A 13,678-nucleotide genomic window follows, 5' to 3' on the forward strand; every position below is an offset into this window, starting at 1 on the left:
TCCTTTTCTAAAACAGCATTGTAGCCGGGCCTTAACGATCCTGCTGCTGCCGGCGCCCCCGTTCGTCCGCACGCTGGCGGCGCTCTTCCGGCGCCTTGGCTGCCGGTGCGGGGGCGGGCGCCGCGGCGGGCACCGGGCGCGGCGCCACCGCCGCGGGCGGCGCGGCCATCTGCACGGGCGGCGGCGCCGGGCGCTCGATGCGCGCCTCCGTCCGTTCGATCCGGGGCTCCGGCCGCTCGAAGCGCGGGCGTTCGAAGCGCTGCTGCGGTATCGGTTGCTGCATCGCCTGCTGCGGCGGCGCGGCCGGCGCCGTCATCATAGTCTGCGGCTGGGCCGGCTGCGCGGCCTGGATCGGCTGCGTGGGTTGCGCCAACTGGCGGTTGCGGCGCCATTCGTCCATCTGCTCGCGACGCTCGTCGCGGCGCTCGTCGCGATCCATGCGGTCGCGCCGCCAGCCGCCGGGCACGCCCGCGGGCGGCTGCGCCTGCTGTTGCTGGATCACGGGGCTGGCCGTCGTCAGCGGCTGCGGCGATTGGTGCGGCGTCGGGCTCGTCACCGTGCTCAGCGGCTGTTGCGGCAGATGCGGCGTCGGGCTCGTGACGGGCAGGCCTTGCGCCGTTTGCATGACGGGCGGCGCCGTCAGCACCTGGGCCTGCTGGCGCTGGCGCAGGAAGCCGTCGCGCCCGCGGTCGGCGCGGTCCGCGCGGTCGGTCTCCAAGCGGCGATCGTGACCGTCCTGACGGGCGATGCCGACCGGGCCGCGGCTGCCGTCCCGATCACGGTTGATCCAGCCCGGCCGCGCCGGCGGCGCACCGGCCGCGACGTTCTGCGCCAGCACGGGCGGCGCCGTCACGATCGCCGAGTGCGACACCGGAACGCGGCCCGGTTGGCCGAAGCGGTCCTGCGGGACCACCGTCAAGCCTTGCGGACGGTAGCCGTGCGAGTGCTGCGGATTGTCGCGCGCGTATTCGTTCAGCCAGCGCCGGTGGTTGTCCGGCGCGTGCCAGGTCGGCACGAAGCGGTCGTGCGGCGACAGGGGATACCAGCCGGTGGCGGGCCGGCTGCCGCGGTCGCGGAAGACGACGTTCCAGCCGTCGCCGCCGACCCAGCCGACCAGCGCCGGCGCCCACACGAGGTGCTCGTGGCGGCGGCCCGGTACCCAGGCCCAGCGGTTGTGCACGGTGACCCAGCGGCCGTAGTGGAACGGCGCATAGCCCCACGGCGCGTTGTCGACCCACGTCCAGCCCCACGGCTCGAGCCACGTCCAGCTGCCGTCGCGGTACGGCACCCACGTGGACGACACGGCCGGGTACCACACGGCGCCGTATTCCGCGTCCTCGCGCCAGTTGCCGTAGCGGTCGAGGTCTTCGTAGCCCGTCATCTCGCTCGTCACGTAGCGGACGGACGCGGCGTTGTCGGCATAGCGGTCGCGCGTGGCGGACCAGTCGTCGAACTGGTCACGCACGGCCGCGAGCGTGCGCACGTCGTCGTCGCCCAGCTCCGCGCGGCGGCCGGCGCGCAACGTGAGCTGTGAATTGCCGTCCTCGACGAGCGCCACGCCGTCGAACACGGTGACGGCACTCGTATCGCGCACGCGCTCGGCGTCCACGCGCACGCGGCCCGGCTGCGTCAGGCGCACTCTAGCCTGCGGCGTTTCCAGCTCGAAGCCGGCCAGGACGTCCGGGTTCAGCACGCGCACGCTGGCGCTGCCGTAGTGGAGGCGCAGGCGCAGGGCGTCGTCGTCCATCTGCAGCACTTCCAGCGAGGAGTCGCCGTCGAGCCGGATCGACGTGGAACCGACGCGCAGCTCCGTGCGGCTGCCGGCCGCCGTGCTGATGGTGTTGCCGGACGTGACGGGCCAGTTGACCTGGGCCGCCGTCATCTCGGCGCCGACGTCGCTGCCGATGGCGACCTGGCCCTGGGCCAGCGCGACGCGGCCCACGCGCGCGGGCGGATCGGCCGCCACGGCGAGCGCCGTCAAGGTGGAAAAAGCGAGGAGGACGGCGGTTTTCGCGGCGCGGTTCGACATGATGTCTCCAGGGCGGGAGTAAATGTACGTTTTTTATCGGTGGACGCGGACGGATTGCGTCTCCTGCATTACAACGCACGAACGTGCGCGACGACGACAGGAATTACAAATGGTTGCCAAATGCGGCCGCGCGCCGGCTCAGGCGTGGCCGCGCTTGACGAAGAATAGCAAGGTGCCGATGACCATGAGCACGGCGCCGAAGAAGCGGTTCTGCATTTTCACGGCGCGCGCATCGCGGAACCAGCGCTGCATCGACGATGCCAGCAGCGCGTAGCCGTGCATCACGGTGGTGTCGATGGAGACCATCGTCACGCCGAGGATGGCCAGCTGCGGCAGCACGGGCGCGTCCTGCGCGATGAATTGCGGCAGCACGGCCACCATGAAGATGATGCCTTTCGGATTCGTCGCATTCGTAAGAAAGCCGGTCAGCACGCGGCGGCCGAACGTCGGGTGCGGGGCCAGTCCTGCCGTCGAGATGGCCGACGTCTGTGCCTTCGAGCGCCACTGGCTGATGCCGAGCCAGATCAGGTACAGCGCGCCGACAACCTTGACCACGGTGAATGCGGTCTCGGACGCGAGCAGCAGCGAGCCCACGCCGGCGCCGGCGATCACCAGCACGAGCACGAGGCCCAGCTGCAGCCCCAGCACCGTGGCGCTGGCCTTCCTGACGCCGTAGGCGAGCCCGTGCGACATCGACAGGATGGCGCCGGAACCGGGCGATATGGCGATCAGCGTGCCCGCGATGACGAAGGCGATCCAGGTGGCGAAGCTCATGGGGGAAATGGGAGAGGCGGGAAAGGAACGCAGGCATGGCGCACGGCGCCGGCGATTGCCGGACTGCCGCGGCCAGCCGCGGGTACTGCTTACTTCTTCTTCGGGTTGACGGCGGCCTTCAAGGTCGCACCGGCAGCGAAGCGCGGGGTCTTCGATGCGGCGATCTTGATGACTTCGCCGGTTGCCGGGTTGCGACCCTTGCGGGCAGCGCGCTTGGTGACCGAGAACGTGCCGAAGCCGGTGATACCCACCGTGTCGCCTTTTTTCAGACGCTCGGTGATGATGTCGATGATGGTGTTCACTGCGTCGTTCGCAGCGGCGCCCGACATCTCGGTACGCTTCGCAAATTCAGCGATCAGTTCGCCTTTTTTCATAAATCCTCCGGGTTGAAAGAGCCGGAAGATTAGCATAATTAATTGCTCCGTGTAATCTTCTTACACGTCATACACCCTGTACTGGCGGGGTTTATGCGATTTTTTCACTCAAGCCGCGGCCGGATTGGCGTCGCCGCTGGCCAGACGCAGGCGCAATGCGGCGTTGATCAGCGTCTGATAACCGGTGCCGGTGCGCTCCGCGCGCGAGCGGAATTCGTCCAGCACCTCGTCGTCGAGGTAGATGGTGATGCGGGTCTTGCGCTTCGGCGGACGGGCACGGCGGCGCGGAACGGTCGGCAGGTCGAGGTTAGGATTCATGGGCATCTCCTTCAGGTCGGCAAGGCTGCTGCACCGCAGCCAATGTTGTCACTATACGTATCGAACGGGATCGTCTGTACGGGAAAGCGACGAGATGCAGATTTTCGGGTTTGAAACGCAGAAAACGCGCCTGAACCGTGTGCCGGTCGCGCCGCCGGGCTCGGTTAAGATGTGGCCATCTTGATATCGAGGAATAGACCATGGCTGCAGGAAGTTTATTGGCGCTCATCGACGACATCGCCAGCGTGCTCGACGACGTCGCCCTGATGAGCAAGGTGGCCGCCAAGAAGACAGCCGGCGTGCTGGGCGACGACCTGGCCCTCAACGCCCAGCAGGTGACGGGCGTGAACGCCGACCGCGAACTGCCCGTCGTGTGGGCGGTGGCGCTGGGCTCGCTGCGCAACAAGGCGATCCTCGTGCCGGCCGCGCTTGCCATCTCCGCCTTCCTGCCGCAAGCGATCACCCCGATGCTGATGCTGGGCGGCGCCTACCTGTGCTTCGAAGGCTTCGAAAAAGTCGCGCACAAGCTGCTGCACAGCGCCGCCGAGGATGCGGCGCATGAAGAAGAGCTGGCGACGGCGCTGGCGACGAATGCCGACATGCTCACGGTCGAGCAGGACAAGATCAAGGGCGCCATCCGCACCGACTTCATCCTGTCGGCGGAAATCATCGTGATCGCGCTGGGCGTCGTCAACGCGCAGGGCGCGTCGTTCGGCGCGCAGGTGGCGGCCCTCGTCTCCGTGGCCATCGCGATGACGATCGGTGTGTACGGCATCGTGGCGGGCATCGTCAAGATCGACGACCTCGGGCTGTACCTGAGCCGCCGCACGGGCGCGGCCGCGCGCGCGCTCGGCGGCATGCTGCTGGCGGCCGCGCCGCGCCTGATGAAGGCGCTGTCCGTGATCGGCACGGTAGCCATGTTCATGGTCGGCGGCGGCATCATCGGGCACGCGTTCGCCCCCCTGCACCACCTGGCGACGCAAGCGGCCGCGCTGGTGGCCGACGTCCCCGTCGCGGGACGGCTGCTGGCGGCCGTCGCGCCGAGCGTCGTCGATGCCGTCGCCGGTGTCGTCGTCGGCGCCGCCGTGCTGCTCGTCGTGGCCCTCGCGCAGAAGGTGCGCGGCAAGTAGTCGAGCGGTGCTTTGTGGTGCATGCATGCCCCGCGCATGCGCAACTGTTGCGTCCGCACATCTATTGCGGGTTGAACGAATTGACATCAGTAACGGGCACACCCCACTATCAGGACGAGCTTGCTTTGCAACAACGCTGCCCGAGTCGCCCCTCGACCGGGATCAGGACCACGTGTACCGAGACTAAGGATCAAGACATGCAACATCGATTTGTGCCGGAAAAAACCGTACTTGCCCTCTCCATCGCCGCCGTGTTCGCCGGCGGCCCCGCCCTGGCCCTCGCTCAGGACGCCGCAGGCACCGCGACCGTCGTCGTGACCGGCACCCGCGTGGCCAACCGCACCGCGCTCGACACCGCGTCCCCGGTCGACATCATCTCGGCCGACACCCTGAAGACCACGGGTTCGACCGAACTGAACCAGGCCCTGTCGGTGGCATTGCCGTCGCTGAACTTCCCGCGTCCGGCGCTGACGGACGGCACCGACACGATCCGCCCGGCCACCCTGCGCGGCATGGCGCCGGACCAGAGCCTCGTGCTCGTGAACTCGAAGCGCCGCCACGCGTCGTCGCTCGTGAACCTGAACGGCTCGATCGGCCGCGGCTCGGCCGCCGTCGACCTGAACACGATCCCGTCGGCGATCGTCAAAAACATCGAAGTGCTGCGCGACGGCGCGGCCGCGCAATACGGCTCGGACGCGATCTCGGGCGTCGTCAACGTCCGCCTGCGCACCGACCGCTCGGGCGGCGAAGGCACGATCACGTATGGCGCCCACGTCACCGAATACGACCTGCTGAATGCCGCGCCGCCGGCCGGCGCCACGTGGACCGGTCCGAACACGCGCAAGCGCACGGACGGCCAGACGACCACCGTCAGCGCCTGGAAAGGCCTGCCGCTGGGCGAATCGGGCTTCATCACCATCGCGGCCGAGTACAAGAACCAGGAACACACGGAGCGCAGCGGCTACGACATGCGCCAGCTGTACCCGAAGGTGAACGGCGCGTACGACCCGCGCGAACTGACGATCAACCGCTTCGACGCCTGGTACGGCGACCCGGAGATGCAGCAGAAGACCGTGTTCGTCAACGCCGGCGACAACATCACGCCCGACGTCAAGGTGTACGGCTGGAGCAGCTACCAGCTGCGCGACGCGCGCTCGGCCGGCTACTTCCGCCCGCCGCAGGACTCGCGCAACGTGCAGAGCATCTACCCGGACGGCTTCCTGCCGATCATCGCCCCGACCGTGGAAGACTTCAGCGCCGCCGCCGGCGTCTCGTGGAGCATCGGCGAGTGGGACATGGACACGTCGCTCGTGTACGGCCAGAACGGCATGAACTACGACATCAAGAACACGCTGAACGCGTCGATCGGCCCGACCAGCAAGACGACGTTCGATGCGGGCGGCTATTCGTACAACCAGCTCGTGTACAACCTGACCGGCGTGCGCAAGTACGACGTGGGCGGCCTCGCTTCGCCGCTGAACGTGGCGGTCGGCACCGAGGCGCGCCGCGAAGGCTACGCGCTGCACGCGGGCGAACCGGATTCGTGGCGCAACGGCGGCGTGATCCTGCCGAGCGGCGTCCCGGCGGCATCTGGCGCGCAGGTGTTCCCGGGCTTCCGTCCGGCCAACGCGTCGAACAAGTCGCGCACCGCCATCGGCGTGTTCGTCGACGTCGAGGCGAACGTCACCGACAAGCTGCTCGCCTCCGCAGCCCTCCGCGAAGAGCACTACAACGACTTCGGCAACAACCTGTCGGGCAAGCTGTCCGGCCGCTACGACTTCACGAAGAACTTCGCGCTGCGCGGCGCCGTGCAGAACGGCTTCCGTGCGCCGTCGCTGCAGCAGCAGAGCTTCACGTCGACGTCGACCAACTTCATCAACGGCGTGCCGTACGAGATCACGACGTTCACGCCGACCGACCCGGTCGCCGTCGCGCTGGGCGCCAAGCCGCTGAAGGCCGAGAAGTCGACCAACTACTCGTTCGGCGCCGTGATGCGCCTGGCTCCGGTCAGCCTGACGATCGATGCCTACCGCATCAACGTGCGTGACCGCATCGTGCTGTCGGAGAACCTGACGTCGTCCGCGGTGCGCAACTACATCGTGTCGCAAGGCTTCACGGGCATCGGCGGCGGCCGCTTCTTCATCAACGGCGTCGACACGAACACGAAGGGCGTCGACATCGTGGCGAGCGCGCCGTGGAACGCGGGCGCCATGGGCCACTTCGACTTCACCCTGGCCGGCAACTTCAACCGCACGGAAGTGACGAAGGTGCCGACCACCGCCCAACTGGCCGCGCTGAACCCGGCGCCCGTGCTGTTCGACCACGTGAACGTACTGACGATGGAACAAGGCCAGCCGAAGAGCAAGATCACGGCGAGCGCCAACTGGAAGCTGGATCAATGGGGCGTGACGGCCCGCGCGACCCGCTACGGCAAGGTCCTGTCGCCGAACACGCCGCCGGTCCCCGACTTCGAGCTGAGCGCGAAGACGATCGTCGACCTGGAAGCCCGCTATGCGCTGACCCGCCAGATGACCCTGGCCATCGGCGCGGACAACCTGTTCGACCAGTACTCGGAAACGCTGCCGCCGGCGCTGAACACGACGAGCAATACGCCGTTCTCGAACTACACGCCGTTCGGCAACAATGGCCGCTTCGTGTATGCGCGGGCGAACTACAGCTTTTAATTAACGCGTCGTATCCGCAGAAGCCCCTGAGCAGGGGCTTCTTTTTTTTGAAGGCCGCGCTATTGGCCTTCAAAGCTGCTGGTCGTGGCGATCAACGCGGCACCGCACGTGGTCTTGTGCCCGTCGTAGGCGACGGCGATGCCATCGATGAGGTGATGCGGATCGCCCTCGGCAATCTTGCAGTTGTCATGCCCCTTGATGGGACAACTGCATGGATCGCCGACGCGGGCGACTGCGATGCCGTCGACCGTAACATGCGTCGCGCTGACGCTTTCGACCTTGCCACCGTGGCTCGTGCCGTCACCAAGACGAATCACGTTGCGCATGGCTCAGCCATTGTGGGGCGGCGCGGTGTCTTCGCTGTGCGCGCCCGTGGCGTCGGTTGCAGGCGTTCGTGTCGCCACGTCGACATGTGCAGGTGTGTCGTCGTAGCCGACCAGTTTCCATACGGTCGCCGTACGGTAGGAAGGGATTTCACCCTTGAGCTTTTGCCATAAGGACGGTTTGCCCAACGTGATTGCATGGGGCATGATGTCACCGGCCTTGACGTGCTGGCTCCCGCCGCCGTTCTTGTCCGGTGCGTCGTCGGATGCCCACCAGCCGGTTTGCGGGCAGGTGCGCCCGGTTGCGGCAAGCTCTCCCAGAGGTCGGCGCGGCCCTGCATCCGCGGACTTTGCTGGCGCGGTGCTCGTCGGGCGTACGCGGATCGTACTCGTGATCCGGTCCCAGACCGCGACGGCTTCGTCATCGGTCAGGGTGGCCTTGGTCGCGCCGGCGACATTGTCGAAAACCCCGGTCTGCATCCGTATGTCCGCATACGGTTTGTACGGGTCCGAAGGTACACCCCTGAAGTCCATGCCGAAATCGTGGATCGGGTGCGCTTCCGGCTGGTCTGGCGTGTGCGACAAGGCTTCGAAGCCACCGACCCAATCATGGATCTGGCGGTCTCCCCTGCGCAGGTATCTGGTCTTCAATCGCGGGTGATTGGGGTCTTCGGCTTTCAGCCTTTTCTCGAGCTGCTCGAGTTGCCATTTCAGCGAGTTACTTTCGTCATTATGCGGGTTCGACGGTCCGACGAAAATCGAGAGATGCGTGTCAGGAAATTCCTTCAGACGGAAGCCGATGCGGATCAGTTCGCCCAGGTGCGCCTTGTCGGCGGCCGGGTCATCCGGCAGGAAGGCGTATTCGATGCAGTTGCCGGGCTCGGTGGGAATTTCTTTTTCGGGCAGGCGGCGCAGGCGGCGAGCGATGCTTTTTATCTCCGCGATAGTTTCGTCTTTTTCATCGCGCATAGGACGCGAATCGATGACGACGCCATCCCTGTTCGTTCTAAAATACCCATTGATCTTGAGATCATCGAGAGACTCAAAGTCCTCATATCCGGTCACTATTTTTCCCTCCGGTTGACTCATTTCGTCAATAGCCAGGAGCAACGGCACATAATTCTTATTGATATTCTTTTCACTTTTTAATTTATCTATGAATTTTTGTTCGAGTTCTTTAACCTCATCCACTCCATCAGGATAAACGTCAACGCCAAGAGGAACACTGACGTCGCCCCACGCTACCGTCGCCGACGCCGGCACGTCGACCAGGAATCGCCCGAAGCAAACAGTTTTGGTTTTCTCGAACATCGCTTGCAGGCGCGGCGTAAGTTTGGTCATATTCGGCGTCCTCCACTCTCTTGGATTCGGGTCACAGGCGGTCAGCGCCAACATGGCTGCACAAAGAAAAAACGGACGGATGCGCTCGAACGTATTCATATGGGGGTTCTCCTTAACATGTCCACGCTGCGCTCTGAGCAATGCGCACGATGCTGTACAAGGTTGACGCGATGGCACGCGGATCCTTATAACTGGATTGATGTTCGTAACCGGTCTGACGAAAAATCCCCTTGAAGACGCCACTTCTCAACTGATGGTCGGCCGACTTGGCGGGCACGGTTTGGTCACCCGGCGCCGAAGGTGGGAGAATGGTTGCGAATATCGATGTCGGCGTCTCATCGTCGAAGGGCAGCGCTCCGATGTTGTTGACGCCATCAGGATCGTAACGTACAAGTTCGACCCTACCTTGCCTAGAGTCGCCCAAAATAGGCCAATCCTGCCAGCCAGCGAGATTGGCGCAGTTCTTGTCGATTTCCCATATGACTTCGCCAAAGCTCCGCCGCGCCGAGTCTGCGCCATAGTGGGCGTAACTATTGGGATGAAACGTATTTACGATCTTCTGATGGAAAATTTGCGTCTTATCGAGATAATTGCAGGTCCGCTTAAATGTACCTCCTCCGTGGCGTGCCTCCAGACCGGACGGATTGATCCAGTCCTCCCTAAATAGCGAATACCACTTACCCTTTATCTTGTATATTTCACTGTACGGGTTGCCCTGCTTGGGCCATGCATCCAGATCGTGGCCATTATGCTTCACGCGCAACCAGCCATTACCATAGGACTCGCTCGGCAACAATTCTAAGCCGCCTCGCGCATTCGCCAATACCGCCGTGACCTCGTCGCCATGATTGCCGGCCACCTTGGCGGCAAGACTTTCTTCCGGGGCCGAGATTACGCCCGGATCCTCGAAGCCCGCGCGCATGCGCTTATAAGCGGCCGGGGCGCCGATTGCTGGCATCACGCCATGGACGATGCCCAGCACCTTGTCCCGCAAATTACCGTATTCAGGATGAATCAATGCCCGACCGACGAGGCCCCCCATGGAATGCGTCACGACGATCACTTGGTTGCATTCATAGCCAGACTGCTTGAACTCATCGATAACACGGTTGATGCGACCGGCGATCAACTTGGCGCTGTCGCCATTGGACTGCAGCCAGTTATAGCCAAATGCATACACGGCAAACCAGCAACCGGTGACGACTTTCTTGAGCTCATCCTCGGTTAGTGCCTGCTGCGGCAAACTCGGATCGGCAAGCCAAGTATTTGGATCGACGCCGACGACATCACGCCATTCATGGCGCAGCTTGCCGCCCGAAAAAGTATTGTTGAGGCGTGATTCAAGATGCTGCAGTAACTCCCCATAGCTCTTGAAAAAGACTTCGCCCCAGCCGCGTGCCCGCGCCTTTTGCACGGCGGTACGCCGGTTCTTTGCCGTAGGCGGATCGTCGGTAAGTAAGGGCGAATCAAAGGATTTATCCAGGCTGACATTGCTATGCCGTCCATCGCCGCTAACATCGGAAGGTCCGGAGGGATCGTAGATATCGACCGTTGTTTGCAGAGGATCCAGCCGCAGTTGGCGCTCTCGCGGCTTTTCAGTGGCGGCACCAGTGATATTCGACGGCCCCAGAACGTCCGGCCGCCACGCGATGTTGTCTTTCCTGTGCAGTTCCTTTTGCCGCTGTTCGCTCATGCGCAGATTCGATCCCATGATCCCCGGCAGAAAAATAATCGGTAAAACTTTTTTGGGAAGAAACCTGGCGCACTGGGGCTTCTTGTCCTGCTTCGGCGTCGCAAAGCCTTCGGCCTTGCGCGCTGCGTTCTTGTGTGGATGTGCGGGCAACGGGTGTTCTGCATTCTTCATCGTATCGATCCACCTGTATCAGTCGTCGAGCGCCTCGACGGTGTAGCGTCCGAAGGGGATGGCACTGGTAAAACGCTCGGTCATGCCGGCCGCATCCGTCCGTCCTTCGATCGTGCGCCCGTCTTCCGTCGTAATGCGATAACGCTGGTTCTTCATCGGTTCGTCGGTGCCTATCCAACGCAGAACGGTTTGCTGGTCGTGTGCCGCCTCGCTGGCGGGCGGTACGACACCTACGGGGCTGCCGTCGCCTGGGCGAACATGCGCGAATTTCGATGATTTGATCGTGTGCTCACCACTGCTTTGCTGGGTGATGGCGCCGCCGCCAATATCCACTTGAGCGCCTTGCGATACGACCCGGACCTTGGGCGCCTGCAGCACGATTTCCTCGGCAGCAGTCAGCACGATGCGCTTCGAGGAAGTGAGTTCGATGTCGTCACCGTGGGTCTGCAATTCGACTTTGCCGCTTGCAGCGATGAGTTTGATGCCGAGCCGATGGGCGAACAGGCTGATGTTCTCCGATACGCGTGCCAATAATTTTCTGCCGACCGAAAGCTGGGTATTGCCGAGGCTCAGCACATCGATATGCGTTTGTGCGCCTATCGCCACGTTGTCCTGGCTCGTCATTGCCAAGCCCGCGGGCGCCGACAACGCCACGATGGGTTGGGCATCGACGTCTGCGCTGCCGTTTTCGGTATTGCTGCCGGCCTCCCATTGGTTAAGGTAAGCAATCAGCTGCTTCAGCTGCTTGTCGTCGGTGCTGTCGGCATGATGCGTTGCCGATAATTCGGACAGATGTTGCAGCACGCCTTGCAGTGCGTCGACCAGACCGATCAATTCAGCACGGTCCAGTTGCTTGCCGCTCGCGTGTTGACGAGCCGCAGCGCTGATAAGCACGCCTCGAGCGCCGCGTACCGCGACGGCATGGTCGCTGCGCAGCTCAGCCCCCTCTCCTCGCCCCTCGCCTCTTCCTGCGCTGCGGGGGTGCGTGAGCCAGCCCAGATTCAATTCGGTATGGCCGTGCTGGGACGATAACTGGGCATTGATCTGCCCCGGCGTATCATCCAGCCGGAGCTGGTTATATCGGGTTCCTCGCGCTTCCTTGCTTTTGATGCCGGCCAAGTGCTTATTCCCAGGCAGGGTTCCGATCTGACTGAATGAAGGGGTCGCCGCACCGTAGACCTGCGCCACGATGATTGGTTTGTCCGGATCGCCGCCGAGAAAACCGACGATGACTTCGTCGCCCACACGAGGCAACGTAATCGTCCCCCATCGATTGCCGGCCCACGTGCTGGCGACACGTACCCAGGCGGAATCCCGGTCGGTATCGCTGGCGCCAGCGCCACCGGCATGGACATGGTCTTCTTCACGGGTGCCTGGGAAGCGGATCTTGACCCGCCCGTGCGCGTCGCAATATATTTCTTCGCCCGGCGGCCCGACTACGATCGCACTCTGCAACTGCGGTCGAGGCAGATCGGTCCGCGGATCGAAAGCAGGAACGATCGGGATATCGCGCCGCACACAAGAAAAGCGATTGGAATAACGGGTGCCGCCGTCATCACTGGCTTGGCGCAACAGGGTATCGGACGTGTCTGCGCCCCAGCGGTTAAGCGTGAACAGGCGCCGTACCCGGTCGTCGATCGTCTGCGGCAGATTGTTCTCCGCGTCGACCTCCAGACCTGTGATAATGAATTCCCGGTCTTTCGCAGGATGTCTGTCGATCTCATAATGGCCGCTCAGGGCAACCCACTGACCGACGCACAATGTGCGCACACTGCCTTCACCATAGAAGCACTTGGATTCATATTCATGGCGTTTCATGCGCAAGTCGCCGAGTTTCAGGTAATCGTCACCGTTGTCGCCCGCGTGCGGCACATCGATAAGATAGTCGTCGAGGCTGGCTGCGAATTGATTGCCTGTTGCGCCCTGATCGATACATGACGATGCGTTGGCGGTCATTGGACGGCCCTGCATGCCATCCCAACTGTGACGATTCACCTTACCCGGCTTGAGCCTGCGGACCGGACTCCAGGCAGTAATCGTGTCTCGCTGTTCCGTCGCGTTGTCACGGTGGTAGCGCACGGTACCAGCGACGTTTTGCGGCAGCACATATGCGTCGTCAACCAGCACCAGGGAATGGGAAGCGACACCTGTGTCTTGCGGCTGACTAGCGTGTCCGGCGCGAATGAACCACGCGATGCCGCGCCGCTTCCATAGCCGGCGTAGAAAGTCGGCATCGGACTCGTTGTGCTGCATCGTGAATTCCCGTTTCGGGTAGTCCCCGGAGACGTACGACCAGTCCACGCCGAAGGCGCTGGCAAGCACTGGATTGGTCTGGCGCCACTCATTCAGAATGACTTCGGAAACGTCGAGTTCATTCATGTTGCGGAACACTCGGGTATTGACCCGGTGTTCCATCATTGCGAGCGCATCACGCATGACAAGTTCATACGTAGCGAGACCACCATCGCTCTGGCCGGCGGCCGCTTGCGTCACGATGCCGCAGACGGCATGCAAATCGCCGCGGTCTGTCACGAACTGGATCTCAGCCGGTAACGCAATGAGTTCCTTCAACTGAAAATCGGCGCTTGTCGACACGCAGAGAAGCCTGTAATCCAAGCCGCCACACATTGTTTCGGATCCCGTAACGCGTTTGATCATCAAAACGTTATCGAGCAAACGCTTACCGTGCGAGAGCCGCAAACGGATGGGTCGCCCGGTTCCGGACCAGCCATCCAAAGTCTCTGCCAAAAACCTGAGGTCCAATCCAGCCTCCCCTAAGAGAACTCATTACGACGGCCTGGAAGTCACCGACACCAGCAAATCGGACACGCATCGATCAAT

At 63.3% G+C, this 13,678-nt stretch carries 10 protein-coding genes; 2 read left to right on the top strand and 8 right to left on the bottom strand.

All coding sequences use genetic code 11. The annotated features are described in order from the left end of the window. Positions 1-31: 31 nt before the first annotated feature. From NX784_RS25815 to NX784_RS25830, 4 genes are all read right to left on the bottom strand, one after another. On the bottom strand, positions 32-2,029 hold the full coding sequence (locus NX784_RS25815) for a DUF6600 domain-containing protein (protein ID WP_258819546.1): 1,998 nt from the start codon (positions 2,027-2,029) through the stop codon (positions 32-34). Between the two features lie 138 nt (positions 2,030-2,167). Then, entirely contained in the window at positions 2,168-2,803 is a 636-nt protein-coding gene (locus NX784_RS25820) for a LysE family transporter (RefSeq protein WP_258819547.1), read from the bottom strand. An 89-nt stretch (positions 2,804-2,892) separates the two neighbouring features. Then, on the bottom strand, positions 2,893-3,177 hold the full coding sequence (locus NX784_RS25825) for an HU family DNA-binding protein (protein ID WP_036239618.1): 285 nt from the start codon (positions 3,175-3,177) through the stop codon (positions 2,893-2,895). A 108-nt stretch (positions 3,178-3,285) separates the two neighbouring features. Beyond that, positions 3,286-3,495: a BrnA antitoxin family protein gene (locus NX784_RS25830; RefSeq protein WP_258819548.1), complete on the bottom strand. Its 210-nt coding sequence runs from the start codon at positions 3,493-3,495 to the stop codon at positions 3,286-3,288. A 200-nt stretch (positions 3,496-3,695) separates the two neighbouring features. On the opposite strand from NX784_RS25830, the gene NX784_RS25835 reads away from it, so the two are divergent. Next, complete coding sequence (locus tag NX784_RS25835) at positions 3,696-4,625, top strand: DUF808 domain-containing protein (RefSeq protein WP_258819549.1); 930 nt, start codon at positions 3,696-3,698, stop codon at positions 4,623-4,625. 197 nt (positions 4,626-4,822) lie between these two features. Then, on the top strand, positions 4,823-7,309 hold the full coding sequence (locus tag NX784_RS25840; protein ID WP_258819550.1) for a TonB-dependent receptor plug domain-containing protein: 2,487 nt from the start codon (positions 4,823-4,825) through the stop codon (positions 7,307-7,309). Positions 7,310-7,368: 59 nt separating this feature from the next. Here the strand turns inward: NX784_RS25840 and NX784_RS25845 are convergent, their stop codons facing one another. From NX784_RS25845 to NX784_RS25860, 4 genes are read right to left on the bottom strand one after another with little or no spacing between them, the layout of a single operon-like run. Further along, positions 7,369-7,635, bottom strand: coding sequence for a PAAR domain-containing protein (locus tag NX784_RS25845; protein WP_258819551.1), 267 nt, complete (start codon positions 7,633-7,635; stop codon positions 7,369-7,371). A 3-nt stretch (positions 7,636-7,638) separates the two neighbouring features. Beyond that, positions 7,639-9,072, bottom strand: coding sequence for a T6SS immunity protein Tli4 family protein (locus NX784_RS25850; RefSeq protein WP_258819552.1), 1,434 nt, complete (start codon positions 9,070-9,072; stop codon positions 7,639-7,641). Positions 9,073-9,085: 13 nt separating this feature from the next. Next, positions 9,086-10,837 (bottom strand): lipase family alpha/beta hydrolase, encoded by a 1,752-nt coding sequence (locus NX784_RS25855; RefSeq protein ID WP_258819553.1) that lies wholly within the window; start codon positions 10,835-10,837, stop codon positions 9,086-9,088. 18 nt (positions 10,838-10,855) lie between these two features. Next, positions 10,856-13,498 (bottom strand): type VI secretion system Vgr family protein, encoded by a 2,643-nt coding sequence (locus NX784_RS25860; RefSeq protein WP_258819554.1) that lies wholly within the window; start codon positions 13,496-13,498, stop codon positions 10,856-10,858. Positions 13,499-13,678: the final 180 nt, after the last annotated feature.

It is taken from the genome of Massilia pinisoli, from assembly GCF_024753285.1.
In the GTDB taxonomy this organism is placed as follows: domain Bacteria; phylum Pseudomonadota; class Gammaproteobacteria; order Burkholderiales; family Burkholderiaceae_D; genus Telluria; species Telluria pinisoli.